Genomic DNA, 24,252 nt, shown 5'->3' on the forward strand with positions numbered 1-24,252 from the left:
TGGTCAGTCGCGCCGGAACCAGAAGACCGGGGCGGTGATCGCGATCAGGAAGAGGTTGGTCAGGGCCAGGCCGACGTCCAGATCAAGGGCGTGCACGCCCAGCATGATCGCCTGCATCCCCAGAAGCAGGAAGCTTGCGATCAGCAGCAGGGGACGGCCGACGCGCCACGAGACCAGGGGCGCCAGAACCATGAGGGCCAGAAGAATCTCGATCACGCCCAGGCCGCGCACGAAGGCGGTCGAAGCCATGGCCGGCCAGTGCATGAGCACCGTCAGGTTCTCCATGGATTCCGTCAGCTTGGCGTAGCCGGCGGCGATGAAGAACATGGCGATCCAACCCTGGAAGGTCCAAAGGGTCAGGTTCAGGTAGTCTGCTTTTGCGCGGGCGCTGGGCGTCAAGGTGGTCGAGGTCATGGCCGGAAACCGGGATTAATTAGTAACAGTACCTAGATCAGATACGGCGAGCCGACGGTCAAGGCGGTGTAACAATGTGTGAAACGGGGCGGGCTGAACCGGAGGGGAGGGAGGGGCGAACAGACGCATCCCCATCGCCCCGTCTCCGGTTCGGATGATGAGTTAGGCCCGTTGTAACGGAGTGTCAACGGTCGATGACATCAATTGATGACTTAGAGGCGAGCGGCGTGTTCGCTTGTCAGAAATCCCAGGCCTGGCCGGCCGCCTCCAACCGCGCCAGCTTGTCCTTGAGCGGTCCCCAGTCGTCGTCGCGGTCGATGGCGGACCAGAGGGATTCGACCTCGTCGATCAGCATCTCCTCCGGCTCGGCGGCGGCGAACATGGGGTGCTCCAGCCGCTCGGGGCGGTCGGGCTCATGCTCCATCAGGGCGAAGCGGAAGGCGTCGAAGGTTTCGCCCTGATAGGATTTGCGGCGGGGTCCGCCCAGGGCGCGGGCGGCCGAGCTGAAACCGCCGAACCAGTCGAAGAAGATCGGCTCCCAGCGCAGGGCTTCCTTCTGTTCGCGCGCGAGGGCCAGGGTGCAGTCCAGCAGGCGTTGGTCGGCCGCCTCGCCCAGACTCTTGACGCCCAGGCGAGCCAGGAAGGCGGCGCGCAGTTCGCGGATATAGGCGGGGCCGAAGCCGTTCAGCGCCTCGGTCAGGGCGGCGACGCCCGCCTCTCCCCCCGCTTCGCCCACGACCGGTTTCAGGCAGCCCGCCAGCTGGGTCAGGTTCCAGAAGACGGCCTCGGGCTGGCGCGCGAAGGCGTAGAGACCCTGGTGATCGAAATAGGCGGCGGTGAAGCCGGGCTCGTAATGGGGCAGGAAGCGCCAGGGGCCGTAGTCGAAGCTCTCGCCCGTCACGTTCAGGTTGTCGGTGTTCAGCACGCCGTGGACGAAGCCCGCCGCGATCCACTTCGCGGTCAAGCGGGCCGAGGCCTGGACCACCGCGGACATGAAGCCGACCGCGTCGCCGGGCGCGACCTGCGGATGATAGAGGCTGCGGGCATGCTCGATCAGGGTCTCGATCTGGTCGGTGCGGCTGAAGTAGGCGGCGCGCTGGAAGGTCCCGAAGCGCACATGGCTGTGCGACAGGCGCACCATGACGGCGGAGCGGGTGGGGGAGGGTTCGTCGTGCCGTTCCAGATCCTCGCCGGTCTCGATCAGCGACAGGATGCGGCAGGTGGGAACGTCCAGGCTTTCCAGCATGGCGGCGGCCAGGGCTTCGCGCACCCCGCCCTTCAGCGTCAGACGGCCGTCCGCGTGGCGCGACCAGGGCGTCTGACCCGAGCCCTTGGTTCCCAGGTCGAGAAGGCGGGGGGAGGCGGTTCCCCTGACGCCTCCCTCGCGGAGAGGGGCCGCTTGAGGGACTTCCCGAAGTTGGGCCGCGAGGAAGCCGCGCCCGTCGCCGATGTCGGGGTTGTAAACGCGGAACTGGTGGCCGTGATAACGCATGGCGATCGGTCCGGGTTGGCCGGGCAGGGGGCGGAAGCAGCCGAAATGCTCCAGCCATTCCGCGTCCGTCAGGGTCTCCAGCCCGACCCCGGCGGCGGCCCGGTCGTTGCGCAGGCGCAGCACGGTCATGGGAAAGTCCGCCGCCTGGACCGGATCGCCGAATTCGGGGCCGAGGTCGAAGAAGCGCGGATCGGGGCGGTAGGCGGAGGAGACGGGCATGGCGGGCAGATGCGCGTTCGCGCCGGCTTTCGCAACTGCAAGAGGATGGCCGGCGCGGGGTTGAACCTTCGGACCGCCTGGGTATTTTCACCGGCAGAGATCAGGTCCCGTCGCGCGCAGCCGCCGTCGGGGCCAGGCCGCGCCGTCGTCCGACGTGCGAATACGGTCCGGCGTCCGTCGATAACCTGACGCCACGACAGTCCTTGTTGATCTTCGGAGACCGCCGTGGCCAAAAAACTGACGCTTGCCTTCCTTAAGACCGAAGCTGGTTCCGGCGCCGTTCTGGGCCTCGCCGCCCTGGCGGCCCTGATCGTCGCCAACTCTCCCCTGTCCGCCGACTATTTCGCCTGGTTGAAGAGCGTCCACGTGCTTCAGCTCGGCCCCCTGCGGCTGGAGGAGACGATCTCGGACTGGATCAAGGAAGGCCTGATGGCGGTCTTCTTCCTCGTGGTCGGTCTGGAGATCAAATACGAGATTCTGAAGGGCGAACTCAGCGACCCCAAGAAGCTGGCCACCCCCATACTGGCGGCCGTGGGCGGAATGGTCGCGCCGGGCCTGGTCTATCTGGCGGTCGCCGGGGCGCTGGGCGGGCCGCACGAGGGGTGGCCGGTTCCGCTGGCCACGGACATCGCCTTCGCCCTGGCCGTCTTCGCGGCGGTGGGGCGGGGCCTGCCGACCTCGCTGCGGGTCTTCCTGCTGACCCTGGCCATCGTCGACGACCTGGGGGCCATCGCCCTGATCGCGGTCCTGTTCAGTCAGGGCGTGGCCTGGCTTCCTCTTCTGTGGGTCGTGGGCGTCCTGGTCCTCATGGCCGTGGCCGGGCGACGTCGTCTGGCCGCGCCCTTCTGGGTGCTGGGCTTCGGCGCGGTCTGGTGGCTGACGATCCAGTCCGGGCTGTCCACCTCGCTGACGGCGGTCGCCTTCGCCATGGTGGTGCCGGTGAATCCGCGCCGCGAGACGGGGCAGAGCCCGCTGCGCGACGCCATGCACGACCTGCACCCCTATGTGGCCTTCCTGGTCCTGCCCCTGTTCGCCTTCGCCAAGGCGGGCGTCTCCTTCGCGGGCCTGTCGCTGGACCAGGCGCTCGCGCCCCTGGTGATCGGGGTCGCCCTGGGCCTGTTCGTGGGCAAGCAGATCGGCGTTTTCGGCGTGGCCTGGCTGGCGGCGCGGATGAGGATCGGCGCCAAGCCGACGGGCGCGAACTGGCTGCAGGTCTACGGCGTCAGTCTGTTGTGCGGCGTCGGCTTCACCATGAGCCTGTTCATCGGCGCCCTGGCCTTCCCTGGAGCGGCGGATTCGCCGCAGCAGATCGAGGTCAAGCTGGGCGTCATCGGCGGCTCCCTGCTGTCGGCCCTGGCGGCGGCCGTGATTCTGAAGTTGGCGGGGCGTCGTACGGCGCGGGAAGACCGCGCGGCTTCTGAATGAAATCTTAGAGTAAACGCTGTTAATATTGACCTTGCGTCATTGTTTTTTGTCGCTTTCCCGCCACACGTAGGGGCGACTGGGGCGAAATCGTGCGCCCCGACGCGGCGACTGCTTGTCGGGTTTCCGGGCATGGCTTACCCAAGGCTATGGAGAATTCACGCCGTTCAATGAGCGTGAATCGACAGGACAGGGAAACGCCGCGGTCGCTCCGTGCGGCCGGGCCAAGAGAGCCGGGGAGCCGCCTTCATGCGTAAGACAAACATCCTTCGCCACACCGCTTCCGCCGCCGTTATCGGCGCGGTCGCCTTCGGCTTCGCCGGAGCCGCCGCGGCCCAGGACGGACCGACGACGGTGGACGACATCATCGTCACCGCCCAGAAGCGCGAACAGAGCCTGCAGGACGTGCCGATCGTGGTCACGACCCTGTCGCAGGAGGCGCTGAACGGCGCCGGGGTGCGCGACATCAAGGATCTGCAGATCCTGACGCCGGGCATGACCGTCACCTCGACCCAGTCGGAAACCTCGACCACCGCCCGCATCCGCGGCGTCGGCACCGTCGGCGACAACCCCGGCCTGGAAAGCTCGGTCGGCGTGGTCATCGACGGCGTCTATCGCTCGCGCAACGGCGTCGGCTTCGGCGACCTGGGCGAACTGAGCCGCATCGAGGTGCTGAAGGGGCCGCAGGGCACCCTGTTCGGCAAGAACACCTCGGCCGGCGTCATCAACATCATCACTGAAGCCCCGTCCTTTACGCCCGGCTTCAGCGCCGAGGCCACCTACGGCAACTTCGGCGCCTGGGGCGTGGCGGGTTCGGTCACCGGTCCGATCAGCGACCAGGTCGCCGGCCGCCTGTACATGGCCAAGCGCGAGCGCGACGGCTTCTACGACGTGATCACCGGCGCCGGCCCGCGCCAGGAAAAGGACGACCAGAACCAGGACTTCTGGACCGCCCGCGGCCAACTGCTGATCCTGCCGTCGGACGATGTCTCGATCCGCCTGATCGCCGACTATTCGAAGCGTGACGAATACTGCTGCGTCTCGACCCAGGTTCGCACCGGCCAGACCTATTCCGCCATTCGTGCGATCGGCGGCGACCAGCAGGCGCCTGCGCCCGGTTTCGGCGCTCTGCCCTTCTCCCGGACGGCCTACGCCAACCGCGGCACCGGCCAGACCATGGAGGACATGGGTCTGTCGGCCGAGGCCAATATCGACATCCCGTCGTGGAACGCCACCTTCACCTCGCTCAGTTCCTGGCGGAACTGGTCGGGCGTCAACGGCATGGACCTCGACTACACGACGGCCGACATCCTCTATCGTAACAATGACGGCGGCTACGGCTTTGAGCTGGAGAACCTGACCCAGGAGTTCCGCCTGGCCGGGGCGACCGATCGCCTGGACTGGCTGGTCGGCGCCTTCTACACGCGTGAGAACATCAGCCGCGACGACAGCTATTGGTACGGCGCGGGCTATACGCCCTTCCTGTCGCTGTTGATCTCCAGCCAGCTCAACGCCGGTTCGGCCGGCCTGATCCCCAACAGCCCGAACATCATCGGCTGTCTGACCCGTCCTGGAACCGTGGCGGCCGGCCTCGCCGGCTGTCTGGTCAGCGGCGGTTCGGCGGCGACCGGTCCGACGGCTCCGACCGGTCCCGGTTTCGGCGTCGGCCACGGCGTGCAGGATCACTACAGCCAATCGACCGAGTCGATCGCCCTGTTCACCAACAACACCCTGCACGTCACGGACCAGTTCGATATCACCCTGGGCCTGCGCTACACCATGGACGACAAGCGTCTGCTGGGCATGCAGGACAACCTGGGAACCAACGGCGCGGCCTGCGGCGGCGCCCTGGGCAACATCACGGCCATGACGGGCGCCCTGGTGGCGGCCGGCCAGACGCCGGCTGCGGCTGCGGCGACGGCTCAACGTCTCGCGGGCAACATCTGTCTGCCCTGGGCCAATCCGCTGTTCGACAACCGTCGCATCTCGGAAAGCCACGACGACGGCGAACTGAGCGGCACGATCAAGGCCAGCTATCGCTTCAACGACAGCGTCATGGCCTATGCCTCCTATGCGCGCGGCTACAAGTCCTTCGGCTACAACCTGGACCGCGTGCAGACGGGGATCACGCCGACCAGCTCGCTGCTGTTCCCGTCGGAGACCGTGGACAGCTATGAAATCGGCCTGAAGAACACCCTGTTCAACCGGACCGTTCTGTTCAACGTCACCTACTTCAATCAGAAGTTTGAGGACTTCCAGCTCAACACCTTCCTGGGCACGGCCTTCGTGGTCGAATCCATCCCCGAGCTGAAGTCGCAGGGCGTCGACGCCGACTTCGTCTGGTTCACCCCGGTCGAGGGCCTGTCGTTCAACGGCGGCGTGACCTACACGGACACCAAGTACGGTCACTTCACCGCCGCCGACCTGACCAACCCGGGCAACTTCCCGCAACTGTCCCTGCTGCCGGGCGCGCGGGCCTCGTTCGCACCGGAATGGTCGGCCACGGCCGCCGTCGCCTTCGACCGTTCGATCGGTTCGGGCCTGAGAGTCGGCTTCAACCTGTCGGCCAAGTACTCGACCGAGTTCAACACGGGTTCGGACCTGCTGCCCTACAAGATGCAGGACGCCATGACCCTGCTGAACGGCCGCATCACCCTGGGTTCGGAAGACGAGCGCTGGGCCCTGGACCTCTGGGCCCAGAACCTGACGGACGAAGAGTACAAGCAGGTGGCGATCAACGCCCCGCTGCAGGGCTCCGCCTTCCAGACGACGGTCCAGCCGAACGGCACCTACTACAACCCGGCTCTGGACACCCAGACCTACAACGCCTTCATGGGCCAGCCGCGCACCTATGGCGTGACCCTGCGCGTCAAGTACTGATCCTTCTCTTTCGGGAAGGAAAACCAGGCGGGCCGGAGCGATCCGGTCCGCCTTTTTCTTGTCCGCCGTTCCGGCGACGGCGCGGGACGCAACTTCCTGTGGCGCCTTTCATCGGGGCTGCTAGCGTGGCGGGATGAAGTCCGCGCGCGCCTTTCTGACCTCCCTCAGCAGCCTGGTCCTGCTGTCCCTGATTCTCGGCCTTCTGGCCGGAGCGGCCGCGCAGAAGTGGGGGCTGCCTGGGGGCCATGTCACGGCCGACTTCATCCAGGCCCTGGGTCAGCTCTGGCTCAACGCCTTGAGGATGACGATCATCCCCCTGGTCTTCAGTCTGCTGGTCACGGGCATAGCCTCCATCGCCGATGCGGCGCGGACCGGGCGGCTGGCCCTGCGGGCGGTGGCCTGGTTCGGGGGGCTGATCGTCTTCGCGACCGTCTATGCGGTGGGGGCGGCCTATGGCCTGCACGCGCTCTGGCCCATTGATCCGGAAGGCGCGCGCCTGCTGCTGGCCATCAAGCCCGAGGGCGCGGAAGGCCTGAGCGCGGGCGCGCCCTTCAGCGAGTTCCTGAAGACCATCGCCCCCGCCAACCCGATCCGGGCGGCGGCCGAGGACGCCATCCTGGGCATGGTGGTCTTCGCCGTCTTCTTCGGCTTCGCGGCCTCGGGCCTGCCGGACCGACTCCGCACGCCCCTGATCACCTTCTTCGAGGCGGTGGGCGAGACCATGATCGTCATCGTCCGCTGGGTGTTGAGGGCGGCGCCGCTGGGCGTCTTCGCCCTGTCGATCGGGGTGGGGCTGTCGGCGGGGGCCAGCGCGGCGGGCGTCCTGCTGCATTATGTGGCCCTGATCTCCATCGCCTGCATCGGCATCGGCCTGATCTTCTATCCGCTCGCGGTGATCTTCGGCCGGGTGTCTCTGGGTCGGTTCGCGCGCGCGGCGGCGCCGGCCCAGGTGGTGGCCTTCTCGACCCAGTCGTCCCTGGCCAGCCTGCCGGTCATGGTGGAGCGGGCGGTCGATGTCCTGGGCGTGCGGCGCTCGACGGCGGGCCTGGTCCTGCCCCTGGCCGTGGCCGTGTTCCGCATCACCAGCCCGGTCGCCAATCTGGGGGTGGCTGTCTATTGCGCCCACCTGTTCGGGATCGAGCCCTCGGCGGGGCAGTTGTTCGCCGCCATGCTGACGGCGGTGCTGATCAGCATCGGCACCGTGGGCCTGCCGGGCCAGGCCAGCTTCTTCGCCTCCATCGCCCCCATCTGCATCGCCATGGGCGTGCCGCTGGAGATGCTGCCCCTGCTGCTGGCGGTCGAGGTCGTGCCCGACATCTTCCGCACCCTGGGCAACGTCACCGCCGACCTGGCCGTGGTTCGCATCGTTCAGGGCGGAGAGGCCGAAGGCGACTAGGGCCAGGACTTATGTCGGGGAGTCTGAAGGCATGGTGAGGAAGGCGATGTTGAGGCGTGATCTGGCGATCTTTACGAACTGATCCGAGGAAAGCGCAGGCGCGTCTCTTCGCGTTTGACGGAGGGCCAGGGCAGCAGGGCGTAGTGGCGGCGTTCGGTCTTGACCCACAGGATCAGATCGCCGTTGGGGGCGGTTGAAAGAGCCCCGAGCGAACGGGCCATGGTCTGGCTTTCATACTGGGTGCGAACGCTGCTCACGGCGATCCACAGTCGGCCGCCGGCGCAGCCGGATCGGCGAACGCCGTTGCGAAACCGGTCGGGATCCAGAGGGACGTCCTGGTTCGGCGCGAGCGCCAATATCTGCTGACCCTGGGCGGTTTCGATCCGCCAGCCGCCTTCATGTTCGGCGAAGGTCACGGCGGGGGCGGCGGGGGCGCCGTCGCCGAAGGCGTCGGTCAGGCCCAGCTCGTAGCTGAGGATACGGTCCAGTCGTCCGGCGGCGTTGTCGCGGCCCTCCGGTCGAGCCTCGACTCCATAGGAGCCGCCCAGGGCGGGGCAGGGGCCGGGGGCGGCGGTGACGACCGGCGGTCCGGTTCCGCGCCAGCGTGCGGGCAGATCATCCGCCGCCGCAGCGACGCCGGCCATGGCGACAAGCGCGGTTCCGAGAAGAGGCAGGAGGCGCTTCAATCCTCGTCCATGGCTTCGAACATGGCTTCCGCCTCGTCGAAGTCGTCGTAGTCGAGACGTTCGGGCGCGCGCAGGATGACGAAGCGGGTCAGCGGACGCGCGCCAGGGTCAGCGCACCGGTCCCATTGCCAGAAGCTGCGGTCGATGCGGTTTTGCAGCAGGGTCCAGTCGCCTTCATCGCCAGGCGGTGTCGGATTGTGCTGTGCGGTCATGAGCCCCCTCAGTGCGCTGTCTGGATCACAGCAAACCCTGAGGGGGCGTTTCTGTCAAAGCGTTGTGGGCGTGTCGTCCTCTCACCGTTCCTCGTCGTTGCCGCCCGAGGCGTGGGCGGGGCCGCGGAAGACGGCGTTGAGGAAGAGGGGCTTCAGGCCCTCGAGGAAGGCGCGCATGGTCACGTCCTGGGTGAAGGCCACGACCTGGCCGCGCCCGATCTCCGACGCCATGGCGACGGGCTTGTAGGCCAGTTGGCGGCGGTTCTCGGCCCAGAGTTGGCCCGAGGCCAGGACCTGATCCGGTCCGGCCAGGCGGACGACATTGGTTCCCTGGTCGCGGGTCAGGGGGGTGTAGATGTCCGAGCCGCGGACCATGACGCTGAGCTCATGGGCCACGCCGGCGCCCAGCCAATGTTCCTGATCCACCACGGCGTGGGCCAGGACGCCGGCCACGGAATCGGGCGAGCCGACGCGATGGGTGACGCGTTCCAGATAGTCGACGTCGGAGGCGATCTCGGTCCCGGCGGCCGTGGCGCCAGAGGCGTCCTCGGCCTTGTCCGCGTCCTTGACCACGGCGTTCTCGCGGCGGCTATCCAGCAGCTTGGCGTCCGGGTCGGTCAACAGGCGGCTGGCCGAGCCGACGCCGATCAGCACCCCGCCGTTCTGGACCCAGGCGCGCAGGTTGGCGACGCCGTCCTCGCCCAGGATCCGCTCATAGTTTCCGCCCGAGGGCAGGATCAGGACCTGGTAGCGCGACAGGTCGGCGCTCGACAGGCGGCGGGTCCGCACCGGGGTGACGGGCCAGCCGTACTCGCGCTCCAGCACGTGGCGGATGGAGCCAGCGGATTCGGGATCGGTCGGGTCGTCCCAGGCCATGGCCACGCGTGGCGCGCGCAGGGTCACGGCGGCGTCGGAGCCGACGTTGGGGCCGCTGGAGACCCATGAGGTGGCCAGGGCCGTGACCTGGGCGCCGCTGCCGGCCGCCAGGCGGCGGACGTGCGCGTCCAGGTCGGCGGGCGAACCGGCGCGCGGCACGATGAAGGTCCCGCCCGGATAGGCCTTGCCGTCCAGGGTGAAGGGCTCCTCGATCGAGCGGATCGGCAGCTTGTCCGTCAGGGCGGCGGTCAGGAAGCGCATGCCGGCCGTGCCGGGATGGACAGCGTAGCCGTAGGTCGCGTCGGTTCCGACCACGACGGCCGGACGGATCAGTTCGGGGCCGACGGCCGTCGTCTGGACCGAGGGTGCGGAGGCGCAGCGCTGGGTCGGGACGTTGAACAACAGGGGCAGGGACCAGCCGGTCAGGTCGTAGATTTCGTCGCCCAGGCCCCGTGCGCGGCGAGCCTCCTGTTCGGCCAGGAACTTGGAATCCAGCGGAACGTCCTTGGCCAGCAGGGTCTCGGCCATGCGGCGCTGGGGCTGGGACAGGTTCACGACGAAGTCGCCGGGCCGGTAGTTCTGGCCGCAGGCGGAGAAGGCGGCGGTCGCGCGGCCGACCTCCAGGCCCGAGCGGACTAGCAGGCCCGCCAGCTTGTCCGCCGCGGCCGGGTCGGCGGCGGAGGCGCGCGAGATGACATAGGCCCCGCGCCCGCCCGCGATTCCGTCGCGGTGGAAGGCGTAGAAGTCGTTCAGCAGCTTCTCGCGGTCGCGAGCGGCGGTTTCGATGGTCGACAGGGTGGCGGTCAGGTGGCCCTTGACCGTGTCGGCGTAGGTCATGACCTCGCCGGTCGAACGCCGCGCCGCCAGGCCGCGCGCCGAGCCCTGTTCATAGGTCATGGAGACGGCGCCGAAATAGGCGGGCCAGCCGTCGCCGTAGCCGGGATAGAAGGCGTCGTAGGTCTCACGCGTGAAGTAGTTCAGGCCGGCCTGGTCGAACCGCATGCCGTTGTTGCGGCCGAAGCGTTCGCGCGCCTCCAGGATGGGCGGATAGATCCAGGGGTTCAGCGGGTCGGCTTCCGGCGGGAAGAAGAAGCTGGAATCCGAGCCCATCTCGTGGGAGTCGACCAGGACCTGGGGGCGCCATTCGCGGATCAGGGCGGCGTGGCCCTGGGTCTCCGGCTGGGACTGGATGAACCAGTCGCGGTTCAGGTCGAACAGGTTGTGGTTGAAGCGGCCGGAAGGCCAGGGTTCGGCCCGTTCGGCCGACAGGGGGTCGGGATTGGGCTGGGCGCCCAGGCCGGCCTCGAAGCTGTTGATGAAGCGCTCGCGTCCGTCGGGGTTCTGGGTCGGGACGAAGACGACCACGGCGTTCTGGAGCCAGGCTTGAGCCTCGGCGTCCAGGGAGTCCGTCAGGCGACGCGCAGCGACCATGGCGGCGTCGGCGGGGCTGATCTCGTTGCCGTGCACCGAATAGGCCATCCAGACGATGACGGGCATGTCGGCGATCAGGGCGCGGGCCTGGTCGGGCGAGGTCTTGCGCGGGTCGCCCAGGGCGCGGCTGGCGGCCTTGATCTCTTCCAGACGGGCGATGTTGCGGGGCGAGCCGACGGCGGCCCAGAGCAGTGGGCGCCCCTCCCAGGTCGTCGCATAGTCCCCCATGACCATGCGGTCGGGGTTGGCCGCGCGCAGGGCCTCGAAATAGCGGCGCACGTCGGCTGGGCGGGTGATGCGTTCGCCGCTGTCATGGCCCACGACCGCTTCCAGCGTCGGCGGATTCTGCTGAGCAGCGGCGGGCGCGGCGACCGCCATGGCAAGGCTCAGCGCCAGAACGGAAGACGCGGCGCGACGACGATACGACATGAAACTCTCCCCTACAGTCCGGCGACCTTAGCCGTGGATGCGCGGGCAAGGGAAGGCTTGTCGAACTCGGGTCTTGACGGGCTCATACAGTATGTCGCATACACTGTGTGTCACACACTATGTGGCGGCAAGTGAGATGGACGCCGTGGATCGGGAGCTGTTCGAAACCATGCGGCTGGAGCTGCGGCGCGGTTCGCTGGTCCTGGCGGTGCTCGCCTGCCTGCGGACCGAACGCTACGGCTACACCCTGCGCCAGGCCCTGGCGGCGGACGGGTTGGAGATGGAGGAATCCACCCTCTACCCCCTGCTGCGCCGGCTGGAGGGGCAGGGGCTGCTGACCAGCGAGTGGCGCGAGGAGGAGAAGCGGAAGAAGCGCTTCTACATCCTGTCGCCGGGGGGCGAGGCCATGCTGGCCGCCCTGACCGAGGAATGGCGCGGCATCGGCGCCTCGCTGGACCGGATGCTTTGATCATGGGGATGGGAACGGGAGCGATGGACTTCATCGAACGCTATCTGGAGGCCGTGGCGGCGCAACTGCCCACGGATGAACGCGAGGACATCGTCGCCGAACTGCGCGACCTGATCCTGAGCCGCGTCGAGGCGCAGGAGGAGGAACTGGGCCGGGCGCTGACCGACGACGAGAAGGAGGCGATCCTGCAGGAGATCGGCCACCCGCTGGTGGTCGCGGCGCGATACCGGAAGGGGCCGGACAGCCTGATCGGGCCGGAGCTCTTCCCCTATTGGCTGTTCGGCGCCAAGGCGGGGCTGATGGTGGTGGCCGGGGTGCAGATCCTGGTCCTGATCCTACGGGTGTTGGGCGAGCCCGACGACTTCGGCCAGGCGATCGCCCAGGGCTTCCACGGCTTCTTCGCCGGCGCCCTGACCCTGCTGGGCGCCCTGACCCTGGCGGGTGCGGTTCTGGAGCATTACGACATCAAGCCCGCGTGGCTGACGCAGTGGCGGGTGCGCGACCTGCCGGCCTTCGGCCTGGCCGATCCGGCCAAGTGGGGCGCGGCCGTGGCGGGCTCCAGCAAGGCCAAGGCTGACTGGTTGCCCAAGGCGAGATACTGGGGCAAGCGCGCCGGAAGGGAGACGCCGGGCGACGCCCTGTGGTCGCTGATCGCGGGCGTGGTCTTCATCCTGTGGTGGATCGGCGTCCTGCACGTGCCCGGCCTGGATCACTTCGGCCTGAGAAGCGGCGACATGACGGTGACGGCGGCGCCGATCTGGACTGTCCTGTTCGCGCCCATCCTGGCCTGGGTCGTGGCAGGCACGGCGGCGGACGCCATGAGCCTGATCCAGCCGCGAGCGGTGCGGTTGCAGGCTTTCTTCAAGATTCCCGTGGCCATGGGCGGACTGTGGATCGGCTGGAGCCTGTTCATGGCGGGCCACTGGTTCACCCTGTCGCAGGGCGGCCGGACAGCCCTGGTCGAGGGCGGCCTGACCAATGTCAGCTTCGAGGCCCTGCGCGCGCTCAACGGCGCGGGACGGGGGTTGGAAGAGACGGCCATGACCCTGTCGACGATGCTGAGCCTGGTCCTGGCGGCGATGATGCTGGCCCTGGTGCTGGAGATCCTGAAGCAGATGTGGCGCATGGCGACGGTGCGCGACTGAGGCCTGGTCCCGACGCGGCGCCGCCATGTCCGAAAACCGCGAGACAAGGCGGCGTCGCGGGCGCATCTTCCCGGCATGGAAAACGCCCGCGACATGCTGGATCAGGAGGCCTGCCACCGCGCCGTCCTGACGCGCGACCCGCGCTTCGACGGTCGCTTCTTCACCTGCGTGAAGACCACGGGCATCTACTGTCGACCCGTCTGCCCGGCCCGGACGCCGAAACGGGAAAACATGAGCTTCGTCGCCAGCGCGGCGGCGGCCGAGGAGGCGGGATTCCGCGCCTGCCTGCGCTGCCGGCCCGAGACGGCGCCCGACATGGGCGCCTGGCGCGGCACGTCCAACACCGTCAGCCGGGCGTTGAACTTGATCGAGGCCGGCGCGCTGGATGAGGGCGACGTCGACGCCCTGGCCGCCCGGCTGGGGGTGGGCGAACGCCATCTGCGCCGCCTGTTCCGCCAGCACCTGGGCGCCGCCCCGGTCAGCGTGGCCCAGACCCGGCGCATCCTTCTGGCCAAGGCCCTGATCCACCAGACCGACCTGCCCATGGCCGAGGTGGCTCTGGCTTCGGGATTCGGCAGCGTGCGGCGGTTCAACGAGACCTTTCAGGCCCTGTACGGCCGTCCGCCCTCCAGCCTGAGGCAGAGGACCGAGCGGCCGTCCGACGGCGGGGTGCGCCTGAGCCTGCCCTATCGGCCCCCCTATGACGTCGAGGCCATGCTGAGCATGCTGGCCGCCCGCGGCGAGACGATCGAGAACGGCGTCTGGCGGCGCGACCTGATCCCCGAAATCGACCAGGCGGCCGGACGGATCTCGGCCCGGTTCGAGAAGGAGGGGCGGCTGGCGATCACGGCGGAGCTGGACGATCTGAAGGCCCTGCCGGGCGTCCTGGCGCGGGTGCGGCGGCTGTTCGATCTGTCGGCGGACCCGGAGGCGATCCGGCGCGACCTGTCGGTCGACCCCTTGTTGCGGCCCCTGGTGGAGGCGCGGCCCGGGCTGCGCCTGCCGGGCGCATGGATCGACCAGGGGGCCGACCTGGCCAGCGACCGGGCGCCGGACGACTGGAACAATGAAGGACTCACGGCGCGAGCCGAAACATGGCGGCCCTGGCGGGCCTACGGCGTGCTGCACCTGCATGAAGCGGGCGTCGACGGCGCGGCGGTGATGATGATGGAGACGAGAGATGAAAAAGACGCAGCCTGAAGCCTTCACCCTGGACCGGATCGCGACCCCCGTGGGGCAGGTCCTGCTGGTCACGGACGCCGAAGGGGCCGTGCGCGCCTTCGATTTTTCCGACTATGAGGCGCGGATGATGCGCCTGCTGAACCGTCACTACGGCCCCGTGACCCTGACTGAAGGCCGGGCACCGGAGCGGGTGCGGGCGGCGGTCGCAGCCTATTTCACGGGCGACCTGACGGCCCTGGACGGGCTGGAGGTGAAGACCGGAGGGACGGATTTCCAGCGCAGCGTCTGGGCGGCCCTACGGACCATTCCGGCGGGCGAGACCTGGAGCTACGGCCGTCTGGCCCAGGCGATCGGCAAGCCCGCCGCCGTCCGGGCCGTGGGCCTGGCCAACGGGGCCAATCCGATCGGCGTCATCGTGCCCTGCCACCGCGTCGTCGGGGCGAACGGGACCCTGACCGGCTATGCCGGCGGGCTGGAGCGCAAGCGCTGGCTGCTGGCGCACGAAGGGTCGCAGGGGGGAACGGGGCAGGCCGTCTTCGCGCTAGACTAGGGCGTCCGCTCCCCGACGCCTGACCTGGAGCTTGATGATGAACCTGCCCAACGGGACCCTGGTGGCCGTCGCCGACGGCGAGACCCTGAAGCTGTATCGCAACATCGGCCACAACCTCGACATCCAGCTCACGCCGCTGGAGGCGCCTGAAATCCCCGAGCGGCTGTCAGGCGCTCCGGGGCGTCGGTCCAGCGGCGCCAACCCCGACAACGACACCCAGGCCGAGGACGGTTTCGCCATGGGCGTGGCCGAGGCGCTGAACCACATGGCCGTGACCAACAGGATGGAGGGCCTGCTCGTGGTCGCGGCGCCCAAGACGCTCGGCCAACTGCGCAAGCATTGGCGCAAGCCGCTGGAAGAACGCCTGCTGGGGGAAATCCCCAAGGCCCTCGCCGGCCGCCCGGCCGAGGACGTGGCCGAGGCGATCAGCCGGGCGTGAAACCTGTACGACGGCGTTCACATGGACCGGCTGGGCTTTTCTGGTTCAGGCCATGACGACGCCGCGGCGCAAGGCCCTTATCGATTCCCTCTGGTATGCGATCCCGCTGGCGATCGCGGTCCTTCTGAACGCGGTGGTTCGGCCGGTCATGGCCGAGCGTCTCGGCGGTGAAATGATCCGCAGGGGCGCCAGCGTCAGGGGCTCCGATACATGGTGGACGTTCGACGCCGCCACGCGCGCCGAGCATCCGTGGCAGACCGGCTTTCTGGAGATGTCGCACGGCGCGGTAGCCTTCGCGACCCTGGTGGTGATCGCGGTCCTGTTCGCCTGGCGCTGTTTCACCCGGCCGCGAGGCTAGGCCGCGCCGTCCAGGAAGAGGCGGCAGGCCGGGTTGTCGGTCTCGTCGACATAGGGATAGCCCAGGTCGTCGAGGGCGGCGGCCAGGGCCGGAGCCTGGTCCGGCGGGACGTTGACGCCCGCCAGCACCCGACCCACGTCGTCGCCGTGGTTGCGGTAGTGGAACAGGGTCAGGGTCCAGGCGGGCTGTAGGCTGTTGAGGAAGCGCAGGAAGGCGCCCGGCCGCTCGGGGAATTCGAACCGCAACAGGCGTTCGTGCGGCAGGCCGATGGTGCGTCCGCCGACCATGTAGCGGACGTGCAGCTTGGCCGTCTCGTTTTCGCTCATGTCCACGACGGAATAGCCGTCGGCGCGGAGGCGTTGGATCAAGGTCTCCTTTTCCTGCCCTATCGCCTCGCGCGCGGCGCTCGGCGGCTTGAGGGCGCCGTGTCTCAGGGAGACGCCGACGAAGATCTGGGCTGTGCCGTCGCCGGACCAGCGGTAGTTGAATTCGGTGATCGAGCGACCGTCCAGGCTCTGCAGGAAGCGATGATAGTCGTCGCGCCGGTCCGGCATGGCCACGGCGAACAGGCCCTCGGCGCCCTCGCCGATCTCGGCGCGCTCGGCCACGTGGCGCAGGCGGTCGAAGTTGAGGTTGGCGCCCGAGTTGATCGCCGCCAGGGCGCCCGATCCCGGATTCTGCGCCGCCCAGGCCTTCAGGCCCGCCAGGGCCACGGCGCCCGACGGCTCGGCCACGGCGCGCACGTCGTCGAAGATGTCCTTCACCGCCGCGCAGATGGCGTCGGTGTCGACCAGGATGATCTCGTCCAGCAGGTCGCGGCACAGGCGGAAGGTTTCGGCCCCCGCCCGGCGCACGGCCACCCCGTCGGCGAACAGGCCGACCTGGTCCAGGTCGATGACGCGCCCGGCCTCGATCGCGCGTTTCATCGTGGCGGCCTCGACGGGTTCGACCCCGATGATCTTCGTCTGGGGACGCAGGAAGCGGACGATGGCCGCGACCCCCGCCGCCAGGCCGCCGCCGCCGATGGGGACGAAGACGGCGTCCAGGGCGTCGGGATGCTGGCGCAGGATTTCGAGCCCGACCGTGCCCTGTCCGGCGATGACGTCCGGGTCGTCGAAGGGGTGGACGAAGACGGCGCCCGTCTCCTGTTCCAGCGCGCGGGCGTGGGCGTAGGCGTCGTCGAAGCTGTCGCCGTGCAGGACCACGGTTCCGCCCAGGCCCTGGACCGCCGCCACCTTGATGCCCGGCGTCGTGGTCGGCATGACGATGGTCGCCGCCACGCCCCGCTTCGCCGCCGCCAGGGCCACGCCCTGGGCGTGATTGCCCGCCGAGGCGCAGATGACGCCGCGCGCCAGGTCGGCCTGATCAAGGCCGGCGATCTTGTTGTAGGCGCCGCGGATCTTGAACGAGAAGACCGGCTGGAGGTCCTCGCGCTTCAGCACGGCGGGGCGGCCCAAGCGCGCCGACAGCCGCTTCAGCGGGTCGAGCGGGGTCTCCTCGGCCACGTCATAGACGCGGGCGGTCAGGATGCGGCGGACGGTGTCTTGCACGAAAATCTCGAATGGTCGGTTCTGGCGGGATCAAACGACCCTTCGTCTAGGCTGTTTGGCGTGTGCGGGGAAAGTGTTTTGCGATGCGTGCGGCGGGGATGTTTTGCTGGTCTCTGTATTTACCCGGATAAAATAATCGGATAAATGACCCGGGTAAAATATGGAGTCCGTCATGAGCCCTGCCGATCGAAAGGCGCTGGTCGCCGAATACAAGGAACGCCCGGTCGTCGCCGGCGTCTTCGCCGTCATCTGTTCCGCCACCGGCCGCGCCTGGGTGGGCCAGAGCCGTCACATCGACACCCAGCAGAACGGCCTGTGGTTCTCGCTCAAGACGGGGGGCGCGCCGTTCGCCTCCTTGCAGGCGGAATGGAAGACGCATGGTCCCGAGGCCTTCCGTTTCGAGCAGTTGGACCGGCTGTCGCCCGACCTGTCCGACATGGCGCGGAAGGACGAACTGAAGAAGCGCGCCGCGCTCTGGGCCGCACGGCTGGGGGCCGATGCGCTGTAGATCGGGCTTGCGATGTAACCTGTAGGTGATATGTAACCTGTAGGTATCATGAGGGCGCCGATGGACGATGGCCTGAAGCGGGCGAAGGCGAACGAGCGGCGTCGGGTCAGGCGGCTGCGGATGATCGCGGCGCTGGGCGGCGTTGGTCTGACGGCGACGATCTGCGGCGTCTTTCTGATGAAGCGTGGCGAAGGCCCGGCGGCGAACGTCGGGGCCGTCCTCGCTTTGCCGGGGTTTTGTGCTGTCTTCGCTTCCATGATGCTCGCAATGTTCCATGGGCCCGACATCGACACGATCCGGGTGGAGCGCGCCAAGGGCGGCTATCGGGACAGCGTGCAGAAGCAGCGCGCCGTGTCGATGGCGATCATGCCGCTGACGTCGCTCGCTCTTGTCTGTCTAGGTACGACCTCGGCCTGGGCCATCGCCGGCGGGCGCGGTGATTGGGACGACTGGCACTTGGTTGCATTGTCGCTTGTGGTTTCCGCCCTGCTGCTGACGAGGGTCACGGGCTTTGACATTCGTGACGACAAGAAGATGAAGCGGCTGCTTGAGGATGAGCTCACCCTGTCGTTCCGGCGGTCGGCGCTGAACACGGCTCTGGGCGTGGCCCTGGCGGGGATGGTGGTCGTCTTCGTGTTGGGCCTGTGGAAGCCGCAGGCGGCGGTGGCGGCCATGCCGGGACTGATGTTCGTCACGGCTTCGGCGGCGGGGCTGCGTTACTGGCAACTGGACCGGCGGGCGGCCGGTGGCTGATCCGCGTCTGATCGTGAAGCTGAAGGCCGTTCGCACGGCGGCAGGTCTGACGCAGCAGGAATTGGCCGACCGAGCCGGGCTGTCGCGCAAGACGGTGAACACGGTGGAGAACGGCGTCTTCACCCCTTCGGTGCTGGTGGCCTTGACCTTGGCGCAGGCGCTGGACGTGGCGTTGGGCGAGCTGTTCGCCCTCGAAGACTGAGGCGATTTCCCTTGCGCCGTGTGCGGAAGGGCCTACATTATCCCTGCTTATGCTAACTTTGAGCATAAGTCGGGGCCGCGCAGACGGCCGATAGGGAGTTGAGGCCATGGCGGACGGCGCGTTCGGCCTGTCGAAGGAATTGGCGGCGGAGACCGCCCCGGTCTGGGAGAAGGTCAAGGACCACGTCACCCCGCTGGAATGGCCCGAGCAGGCCCGGCTGATCAGCGAGATCAACCGGCTGAAGCGCGAGCGCGACGCGGTCATCCTGGCCCACAACTACATGACGCCGGAGATCTTCCACGGGGTCGGCGACTATGTCGGCGACAGCCTGGGTCTGGCCAAGGAGGCGGCCAAGTCGAAGGCCAGGGTGATCGTCCAGGCGGGCGTTCACTTCATGGCCGAGACGTCCAAGATCCTGTCGCCGGACAAGACGGTGCTGATCCCCGATCTGCGCGCGGGATGCTCGCTGGCGTCCTCGATCACGGGGGCGGACGTGCGCCTGATCAAGGAAAGGCATCCGGGTCTGCCGGTCGTCACCTATGTGAACACCACGGCCGACGTGAAGGCCGAGACCGACATCTGCTGCACCAGCGCCAACGCGGTTCAGGTGGTCGAATGGGCGGCGAAGGAATGGGGCGTCGACAAGGTCATCCTGATCCCCGACGAATATCTGGCGCGCAACGTCGCGGCCCAGACGACGGTGGGCATCATCGCGTGGGCGGGTCACTGCGAGGTGCACAAGCGCTTCACGACCCAGGACATCGCCGACATGCGCGACGCCTGGCCGGACGCCGAGGTGCTGGCCCACCCGGAATGCCCGGAAGAAATCCTGCGGGCTGCCGACTTCGCCGGCTCGACCGCCGCCATGACGGAGTATGTCGAGCAGCGCCGGCCCAAGCGGGTGGTGCTGATCACCGAATGCTCCATGGCCTCCAACATCAAGGGCGACGTGCCCGAGGTGGAGTTCGTCGGCCCCTGCAACCTGTGCCCGCACATGAAGCGCATCACGCTGGAGAACATCCGCGACTGCCTGCTGCACATGCAGTTCGAGGTGACGGTTCCTGACGACATGCTGGAGAAGGCGCGCCTGGCCGTGCAGCGGATGATCGACCTGCCGCCCCCGCCCAAGCCCGCGCGTTACGACCTGATCAAGGCGCGTCACCACGTGGACGTGGAGTTGATCTGAAGCCCTGCGGCGACGCGGCCTGTTGCGGGTCGGTCGTCGCGCGCCCAGTTCGAGCCCCATGAGCGAAACAGAAAACTCCGTCCGTCGTCCCGGTCCCTGGGATCCGCGCCCCGAAGATCCGGCGCCCGAAGCCGTGCGCCCGGCGCGCGGCGCGCCGCAGGAGGACAAGGGCCAGCATCCCGTCTGGGCCGTGGTCTCCACCCTGCTGATGGCGGGCTTCCTGTGGTATCTGACGGGAAGCTGGATCGTGGCGGGGGCGGTCCTGTTCGGCCTGTTCGTGCACGAATACGGGCATGTGCTGGCCATGAACCGCGTCGGCATGGGCCCGGCGCGCATCTACATCATCCCCTTCCTGGGCGGTCTGGCGAAGGGCCAGCGCGAACCGAAGAGCGAATGGCACGGGGTGCTGGTGTCGCTGGCCGGTCCGGCGTTCGGCCTTCTGGCCATGATCCCCTTCGTGGCGGCCGGCGTGATCCTGCGGTCGCCGGAATGGCTGCTGGGCGCCTTTTCCATCGCCATGGTCAATCTGGTGAACCTGGCGCCCGCCCCGCCGCTGGACGGCGCCAAGGCCCTGGGGCCGGTGCTGACGCGGATCCATCCCCGGTTGGAGCAGATCGCCCTGCTGGCGGTTGGCGGCCTGGCGGTCTGGTGGGGTCTGTCGACCGGACGCCTCATCCTGGCGGTCTTCCTGGGCATCGCCGTTCTGGGGCATCTGAGGCGCGGGGTCTGGCGCGCGGCCTGGGGTCGTCTGAGCTGGCCGGAGGCCGGGCGCAGCCTGGGCCTGTATCTGCTGACCGGCACCCTGTGCGCGGCGGCGGCGATCGGCGCCCTTCTGCCCATGACGGGCGGGGCGGTCGAACCCGCCTTCGAAACCGGTCTGCGCTTCATCGGATTTGGAGGGCGATAGAGCATGGCGCGCATCCGGCATGACGGGCCGCTGATCGTCGGCGGCGGACTGGCGGGGCTTTCGGCCGCGCTGGAGGCGGCGCCGGCCAAGGCCCTGGTCGTCACGCCGGAGCCCCTGTTGAGCGCCTGTTCGTCGGCCTGGGCCCAGGGCGGCCTGGCGGCGGCCCTGTCGCCTACGGACAGCGCGGCCCTGCACGCCCGCGACACCGAGGGCGCCGGCGCGGGTCTGGTCGAGGCCGAGGCGGCGCGCGCCCTGACGGAGCGCGGACGCGAGACGGTCGAGTGGCTGGCCGGTCTTGGCGCGCCCTTCGACCGCGACGCGGACGGCGGCTTCTCCGTCAGCCTGGAGGCGGCGCACAGCCTGCCGCGGGTGGCGCGGGTCGGCGGCGACGGCGCGGGCCGGGCCATCCTGTCGGCGGTGGTGACGGCCGCCCGCGCGTCCAAGCACATAGAGATCTGGGAGGACGGCCGACTGCGCGGTCTGATCCAGGATCAGGACGGCCGGGTGCGGGGCGCCGTGATCGAGCGCGCCGGCGGACGGCTGGACGAGGTCTTCGCCACGGCGGTGGTCCTGGCGACGGGCGGGATCGGCGGCCTGTTCGAGGTGACGACCAATCCCTCGGCCCTGCGCGGCGAGGGTCTGGCCCTGGCCTATCTGGCGGGGGCGGAGGTGCTGGACCCCGAGTTCGTGCAATTCCACCCGACCGCCATCGACGTGGGGCTCGATCCCGCCCCCCTGGCGACCGAGGCCCTGCGCGGCGAGGGCGCGCGCCTGACGGACGGAAGCGGCGTCTTCCTGCTGGGCGAAGAGGCCGAGGCCGACCTGGCGCCCCGGGACATCGTGGCGCGGGCGGTTCACGCCGCGCGGGCGGACGGACGCGGCGCCTTCCTGGACGCGACCCGGGCGGTGGGCGAGGCCTTCCCGCATGAGTTTCCCGCCGTCTTCGCCGCCTGCATGCGCGCCGGGCTGGACCCGCGCGTCAGTCCCATTCCCGTGGCGGCGGCCGCCCACTACCACATGGGCGGGATCGTCGCCGACGACGAGGGGCGGACCACGGTCCCGGGCCTGTTCGCCATCGGCGAGTGCGCCGCGACCGGGGTTCACGGCGCCAACCGCCTGGCCTCCAACTCCCTGCTCGAAGCCGGCGCCTTCGGCCGCAGGGCGGGGCGGGCGGCGGCGCGGGAGGTCCCGCCGGAACGACGGCCCCTGCGGCCCGTGCGCCCTGCGACGGACCTGCCGCCGGAAGCCCTGGAAGCCTTGCGCCGGGCCATGACGCGTCATGCGGGCGTGGTGCGGGACGAGGCCGGGCTGACGGCCTTGATCGCCCTGATCGACGACCTGCGCGCCGCATATCCCGATGCGGCGCCGCTGACGGCGGGGCGGCTGGTCGCCGAGGGCGCGCTGAACCGACGCGAGAGCCGGGGCGGCCATTTCCGCAGCGACTATCCTGAAACCGAGGTGGAAGCCGTGCATACGCGGATGCGGCGCGCGGCCGAAGACGACGCAGACGAGGCCGCCGTTCTCGCCGCCCTGGCCGCCGTGATCTGAAGACGAAGGACGACCTTGTGACCCGAACCCTGCCGGACCTGTTGATCGAACCCGTGGTGCGCATGGCCCTGGCGGAGGACCTGGGCCGCGTCGGCGACGTGACGGCCCAGGCCTGCATTCCCGAGGACGCCCGTTTCAGCGCCGTCTTCTCCGCGCGCCAGGCCGGGGTGATGGCGGGCGGAGCCGTGGCGCGGATCGCCGTCCACGCCATGGACCCCCAGGCGAAGGTGACGATCAGGGTGGCCGACGGCGAGGCCTTCGAGGCCGGAACCGTCCTGGTCGAGGTCGAGGCGAACGCCCGCGCCCTGTTGGCGGCGGAACGGACGGCGCTGAACCTGCTGGGCCGGATGTGCGGCATCGCGACCCTGACGCGGACCTATGTCCAGGCGGTCGAGGGAACCGGGGCGCGCATCGCCGACACCCGCAAGACCACGCCTGGCCTGCGCGCGCTGGAGAAGCATGCCGTAGCCTGCGGCGGCGGGTTGAACCATCGCTTCGGCCTGGATGACGCCGTCCTGATCAAGGACAACCACGTCGCCGTCTGCGGCGGGGCAGGCGAGGCGGTGCGCCGCGCCCGGGCCTTTGTTCCCCACCTGATGAAGGTCGAGGTCGAGGTGGACGGTCTGGACCAACTGGACGAGGTCCTGCCCGAACGGCCCGACGTGGTCATGCTGGACAATTTCAGCCTGGCCGACCTCGAGGAGGCCGTGCGGCGGGTGAAGGCGAGCGCCTTCGGCCCCGTGACGCTGGAGGCCTCAGGCGGGGTGAACCTGTCGACCGTGGCGGCCATCGCCGCCACGGGAGTGGACGTGATCTCGGTCGGCGCCCTTACGCACTCTGTTCCGCAGCTGGACGTGGGTCTGGACGCGCGCTGACGGCCGGGCGGGCGAACCATTTGCGGGCGATCCGCTTCTGGATCGGCTCGTCGATGAAGCGGTTGTACAGGTCCGAGCCGATCAGGGTGAAGACCAGGGCGCCCAGCCACATGGCCCAGGCTTCCCAGGCCACGCTTTCGATCGCCGGGTGCAGGCGGGCCGCCAGGGGCTCGATCACGTCGAACCAGATCGCCCCGGTGATGGTGTGCACCATGAACAGGCAGAAGCTGACCTTGGCGCCCCATTCGGCGCCGGGGATGGGCTTGGTCACGGGCGAGGCGCCGCAACCCATGATGACGGCGCAGATGGCCAGGACGTTGATCGTGTCCGGCCCCAGCAGGACGGCGTTGGTCAGCAGGACCGCGCCGCCGCCGAAGCCGACGGCTCGCGCGAGGTTCGCCGTCCAGCGGCCGGTCTGGACCGCCCGAGCCAGGGTCAGGCCCACCAGGAAGAGGGGAGCTGCGCGGAACATGCACCACTGGAAGTGCAGATTGTACTGCGGCTGTCCCAGCAGGGCGTGGCTCAGGGCGTTGGCGCCCAGCAGGATGACCAGGCCCAGGGCCAGGCTGACCCAGGCGCTGTTGATCCGCAGCATGGCCCGCCACAGGGTCGGGAAGAAGGCGTAGCAGATCAGCAGGGTGGAGATGGTCCAGCTGGGGACGTTCCAGTGCCCCCCGCCGATGCCGAAGGCGTGCAGCAGGAAGATCTGGGCGGGCAGGCCGGCCAGATCGAAGCGCCCCTCGTTGGTGGCGCTGAACCCCAGGTAGCCGGCGGTCAGAACCATGACCACCAGCATGGCCAGGGTGATGATGTGGGTAGGATAGCAGCGGGCGAAACGCTTCATCCAGAAACGGCCGAGCGAGACCTTGCGGCTGGCCACGGCGGCGCCATAGGCCTTGGCCAGGACGAAGCCCGACAGGATCAGGAAGAAGTCGGTGGCCAGATAGCCGCGTCCCAGAAAGCCGTGCATCGCCTGCAGGGGGATGGGAGCGGAATCCCCAAAATGAAACACCACGACGAAGAGGGCGGCGACGAAGCGCAGGGCGTCCAGCGCGCCGCCGCGCGCCTTGGAGGCGGCGTTTGGCGGGGGTGCGGCGATGGCGGTCATGCGGATCTCCCGAGA

23 protein-coding genes are annotated in these 24,252 nt (G+C 68.9%); 16 read left to right on the forward strand and 7 right to left on the reverse strand.

Features of this window, described 5'->3' with window-relative positions:
* Positions 1 to 3: 3 nt before the first annotated feature.
* Both ABIE19_RS16495 and ABIE19_RS16500 read right to left on the reverse strand, forming a co-directional pair.
* Entirely contained in the window at positions 4 to 414 is a 411-nt protein-coding gene (locus tag ABIE19_RS16495) for a DoxX family protein (protein WP_354090331.1), read from the reverse strand.
* A gap of 238 nt (positions 415 to 652) precedes the next feature.
* A complete protein-coding gene (locus tag ABIE19_RS16500; protein WP_354090332.1) occupies positions 653 to 2,125 on the reverse strand; it encodes a protein adenylyltransferase SelO family protein in 1,473 nt (490 codons plus the stop codon).
* 225 nt (positions 2,126 to 2,350) lie between these two features.
* Between ABIE19_RS16500 and nhaA the strand changes: the two genes are divergently transcribed.
* The 3 genes from nhaA to ABIE19_RS16515 all read left to right on the forward strand — a co-directional run bounded on the left by nhaA (position 2,351) and on the right by ABIE19_RS16515 (position 7,823).
* Positions 2,351 to 3,550 carry a Na+/H+ antiporter NhaA gene (gene nhaA, locus ABIE19_RS16505; RefSeq protein WP_354090333.1) on the forward strand — a complete coding sequence of 400 codons (1,200 nt, stop codon included), beginning with the start codon at positions 2,351 to 2,353 and terminating at the stop codon, positions 3,548 to 3,550.
* Between the two features lie 246 nt (positions 3,551 to 3,796).
* The gene (locus tag ABIE19_RS16510; protein WP_354090334.1) at positions 3,797 to 6,427 is read left to right on the forward strand and encodes a TonB-dependent receptor; all 2,631 of its coding nucleotides are present in this window, start codon (positions 3,797 to 3,799) and stop codon (positions 6,425 to 6,427) included.
* A 133-nt stretch (positions 6,428 to 6,560) separates the two neighbouring features.
* Positions 6,561 to 7,823, forward strand: coding sequence for a dicarboxylate/amino acid:cation symporter (locus tag ABIE19_RS16515; protein ID WP_354090335.1), 1,263 nt, complete (start codon positions 6,561 to 6,563; stop codon positions 7,821 to 7,823).
* Between the two features lie 71 nt (positions 7,824 to 7,894).
* Here ABIE19_RS16515 and ABIE19_RS16520 read toward each other — a convergent pair whose 3' ends face one another.
* From ABIE19_RS16520 to ABIE19_RS16530, 3 genes are all read right to left on the reverse strand, one after another.
* Complete coding sequence (locus ABIE19_RS16520; protein ID WP_354090336.1) at positions 7,895 to 8,509, reverse strand: hypothetical protein; 615 nt, start codon at positions 8,507 to 8,509, stop codon at positions 7,895 to 7,897.
* Positions 8,506 to 8,721, reverse strand: coding sequence for a hypothetical protein (locus tag ABIE19_RS16525; RefSeq protein WP_354090337.1), 216 nt, complete (start codon positions 8,719 to 8,721; stop codon positions 8,506 to 8,508). Before ABIE19_RS16525 ends, ABIE19_RS16520 begins: the two co-directional genes overlap by 4 nt.
* An 81-nt stretch (positions 8,722 to 8,802) precedes the next feature.
* Positions 8,803 to 11,457, reverse strand: coding sequence for a M14 family metallopeptidase (locus ABIE19_RS16530; RefSeq protein ID WP_354090338.1), 2,655 nt, complete (start codon positions 11,455 to 11,457; stop codon positions 8,803 to 8,805).
* Positions 11,458 to 11,548: 91 nt separating this feature from the next.
* Between ABIE19_RS16530 and ABIE19_RS16535 the strand changes: the two genes are divergently transcribed.
* The 6 genes from ABIE19_RS16535 to ABIE19_RS16560 all read left to right on the forward strand — a co-directional run bounded on the left by ABIE19_RS16535 (position 11,549) and on the right by ABIE19_RS16560 (position 15,600).
* A complete protein-coding gene (locus tag ABIE19_RS16535; protein WP_354090339.1) occupies positions 11,549 to 11,926 on the forward strand; it encodes a PadR family transcriptional regulator in 378 nt (125 codons plus the stop codon).
* Between the two features lie 2 nt (positions 11,927 to 11,928).
* Positions 11,929 to 13,071, forward strand: a complete 1,143-nt coding sequence (locus ABIE19_RS16540; RefSeq protein ID WP_354090340.1) for an HAAS signaling domain-containing protein — start codon at positions 11,929 to 11,931, stop codon at positions 13,069 to 13,071.
* A gap of 75 nt (positions 13,072 to 13,146) precedes the next feature.
* Positions 13,147 to 14,271 carry a bifunctional transcriptional activator/DNA repair enzyme AdaA gene (locus ABIE19_RS16545; protein ID WP_354090341.1) on the forward strand — a complete coding sequence of 375 codons (1,125 nt, stop codon included), beginning with the start codon at positions 13,147 to 13,149 and terminating at the stop codon, positions 14,269 to 14,271.
* Positions 14,252 to 14,803 carry a methylated-DNA--[protein]-cysteine S-methyltransferase gene (locus tag ABIE19_RS16550; protein ID WP_354090342.1) on the forward strand — a complete coding sequence of 184 codons (552 nt, stop codon included), beginning with the start codon at positions 14,252 to 14,254 and terminating at the stop codon, positions 14,801 to 14,803. The genes ABIE19_RS16545 and ABIE19_RS16550 overlap by 20 nt, the downstream gene beginning before the upstream one ends.
* 37 nt (positions 14,804 to 14,840) lie before the next feature.
* Positions 14,841 to 15,242 (forward strand): host attachment family protein, encoded by a 402-nt coding sequence (locus tag ABIE19_RS16555; RefSeq protein ID WP_354090343.1) that lies wholly within the window; start codon positions 14,841 to 14,843, stop codon positions 15,240 to 15,242.
* A 52-nt stretch (positions 15,243 to 15,294) separates the two neighbouring features.
* Positions 15,295 to 15,600 carry a hypothetical protein gene (locus tag ABIE19_RS16560; protein WP_354090345.1) on the forward strand — a complete coding sequence of 102 codons (306 nt, stop codon included), beginning with the start codon at positions 15,295 to 15,297 and terminating at the stop codon, positions 15,598 to 15,600.
* On the opposite strand, the gene ilvA is transcribed toward ABIE19_RS16560, so the two are convergent.
* A complete protein-coding gene (gene ilvA, locus ABIE19_RS16565) occupies positions 15,597 to 17,150 on the reverse strand; it encodes a threonine ammonia-lyase, biosynthetic (protein WP_354090346.1) in 1,554 nt (517 codons plus the stop codon). The two genes, ABIE19_RS16560 and ilvA, sit on opposite strands and share 4 nt — an antisense overlap.
* A gap of 172 nt (positions 17,151 to 17,322) precedes the next feature.
* On the opposite strand from ilvA, the gene ABIE19_RS16570 reads away from it, so the two are divergent.
* The 7 genes from ABIE19_RS16570 to nadC all read left to right on the forward strand — a co-directional run bounded on the left by ABIE19_RS16570 (position 17,323) and on the right by nadC (position 23,129).
* Complete coding sequence (locus ABIE19_RS16570; protein ID WP_354090347.1) at positions 17,323 to 17,658, forward strand: GIY-YIG nuclease family protein; 336 nt, start codon at positions 17,323 to 17,325, stop codon at positions 17,656 to 17,658.
* Positions 17,659 to 17,718: 60 nt separating this feature from the next.
* Positions 17,719 to 18,411: a hypothetical protein gene (locus ABIE19_RS16575; protein ID WP_354090348.1), complete on the forward strand. Its 693-nt coding sequence runs from the start codon at positions 17,719 to 17,721 to the stop codon at positions 18,409 to 18,411.
* Positions 18,404 to 18,613 carry a helix-turn-helix transcriptional regulator gene (locus tag ABIE19_RS16580; RefSeq protein ID WP_354090349.1) on the forward strand — a complete coding sequence of 70 codons (210 nt, stop codon included), beginning with the start codon at positions 18,404 to 18,406 and terminating at the stop codon, positions 18,611 to 18,613. Before ABIE19_RS16575 ends, ABIE19_RS16580 begins: the two co-directional genes overlap by 8 nt.
* Positions 18,614 to 18,719: 106 nt before the next feature.
* Positions 18,720 to 19,799, forward strand: a complete 1,080-nt coding sequence (nadA, locus tag ABIE19_RS16585; RefSeq protein WP_354090350.1) for a quinolinate synthase NadA — start codon at positions 18,720 to 18,722, stop codon at positions 19,797 to 19,799.
* Positions 19,800 to 19,857: 58 nt separating this feature from the next.
* Positions 19,858 to 20,706, forward strand: coding sequence for a metalloprotease (locus ABIE19_RS16590; RefSeq protein WP_354090351.1), 849 nt, complete (start codon positions 19,858 to 19,860; stop codon positions 20,704 to 20,706).
* A gap of 3 nt (positions 20,707 to 20,709) precedes the next feature.
* Positions 20,710 to 22,254, forward strand: a complete 1,545-nt coding sequence (locus ABIE19_RS16595) for an L-aspartate oxidase (protein ID WP_354090352.1) — start codon at positions 20,710 to 20,712, stop codon at positions 22,252 to 22,254.
* Between the two features lie 62 nt (positions 22,255 to 22,316).
* A complete protein-coding gene (gene nadC, locus ABIE19_RS16600; RefSeq protein ID WP_354090428.1) occupies positions 22,317 to 23,129 on the forward strand; it encodes a carboxylating nicotinate-nucleotide diphosphorylase in 813 nt (270 codons plus the stop codon).
* On the opposite strand, the gene ABIE19_RS16605 is transcribed toward nadC, so the two are convergent.
* Entirely contained in the window at positions 23,083 to 24,237 is a 1,155-nt protein-coding gene (locus ABIE19_RS16605; protein WP_354090353.1) for an acyltransferase family protein, read from the reverse strand. The two genes, nadC and ABIE19_RS16605, sit on opposite strands and share 47 nt — an antisense overlap.
* Positions 24,238 to 24,252: the final 15 nt, after the last annotated feature.

Source organism: Brevundimonas faecalis, from assembly GCF_040549405.1.
GTDB lineage: Bacteria > Pseudomonadota > Alphaproteobacteria > Caulobacterales > Caulobacteraceae > Brevundimonas > Brevundimonas faecalis.

Excerpts from the sequence above, each read along its gene's own strand:
- ABIE19_RS16495 (WP_354090331.1), bottom strand. The coding sequence starts at position 414 with ATGACCTCGACCACCTTGACGCCCAGCGCCCGCGCAAAAGCAGACTAC.
- ABIE19_RS16500 (WP_354090332.1), bottom strand. The coding sequence starts at position 2,125 with ATGCCCGTCTCCTCCGCCTACCGCCCCGATCCGCGCTTCTTCGACCTC.
- ABIE19_RS16510 (WP_354090334.1), top strand. The coding sequence starts at position 3,797 with ATGCGTAAGACAAACATCCTTCGCCACACCGCTTCCGCCGCCGTTATC.
- ABIE19_RS16515 (WP_354090335.1), top strand. The coding sequence starts at position 6,561 with ATGAAGTCCGCGCGCGCCTTTCTGACCTCCCTCAGCAGCCTGGTCCTG.
- ABIE19_RS16525 (WP_354090337.1), bottom strand. The coding sequence starts at position 8,721 with ATGACCGCACAGCACAATCCGACACCGCCTGGCGATGAAGGCGACTGG.
- ABIE19_RS16530 (WP_354090338.1), bottom strand. The coding sequence starts at position 11,457 with ATGTCGTATCGTCGTCGCGCCGCGTCTTCCGTTCTGGCGCTGAGCCTT.
- ABIE19_RS16535 (WP_354090339.1), top strand. The coding sequence starts at position 11,549 with ATGTCGCATACACTGTGTGTCACACACTATGTGGCGGCAAGTGAGATG.
- ABIE19_RS16540 (WP_354090340.1), top strand. The coding sequence starts at position 11,929 with ATGGGGATGGGAACGGGAGCGATGGACTTCATCGAACGCTATCTGGAG.
- ABIE19_RS16545 (WP_354090341.1), top strand. The coding sequence starts at position 13,147 with ATGGAAAACGCCCGCGACATGCTGGATCAGGAGGCCTGCCACCGCGCC.
- ABIE19_RS16550 (WP_354090342.1), top strand. The coding sequence starts at position 14,252 with ATGAAAAAGACGCAGCCTGAAGCCTTCACCCTGGACCGGATCGCGACC.
- ABIE19_RS16555 (WP_354090343.1), top strand. The coding sequence starts at position 14,841 with ATGAACCTGCCCAACGGGACCCTGGTGGCCGTCGCCGACGGCGAGACC.
- ABIE19_RS16560 (WP_354090345.1), top strand. The coding sequence starts at position 15,295 with ATGACGACGCCGCGGCGCAAGGCCCTTATCGATTCCCTCTGGTATGCG.
- ABIE19_RS16570 (WP_354090347.1), top strand. The coding sequence starts at position 17,323 with ATGAGCCCTGCCGATCGAAAGGCGCTGGTCGCCGAATACAAGGAACGC.
- ABIE19_RS16575 (WP_354090348.1), top strand. The coding sequence starts at position 17,719 with ATGGACGATGGCCTGAAGCGGGCGAAGGCGAACGAGCGGCGTCGGGTC.
- nadA (WP_354090350.1), top strand. The coding sequence starts at position 18,720 with ATGGCGGACGGCGCGTTCGGCCTGTCGAAGGAATTGGCGGCGGAGACC.
- ABIE19_RS16590 (WP_354090351.1), top strand. The coding sequence starts at position 19,858 with ATGAGCGAAACAGAAAACTCCGTCCGTCGTCCCGGTCCCTGGGATCCG.
- ABIE19_RS16595 (WP_354090352.1), top strand. The coding sequence starts at position 20,710 with ATGGCGCGCATCCGGCATGACGGGCCGCTGATCGTCGGCGGCGGACTG.
- nadC (WP_354090428.1), top strand. The coding sequence starts at position 22,317 with ATGGCCCTGGCGGAGGACCTGGGCCGCGTCGGCGACGTGACGGCCCAG.
- ABIE19_RS16605 (WP_354090353.1), bottom strand. The coding sequence starts at position 24,237 with ATGACCGCCATCGCCGCACCCCCGCCAAACGCCGCCTCCAAGGCGCGC.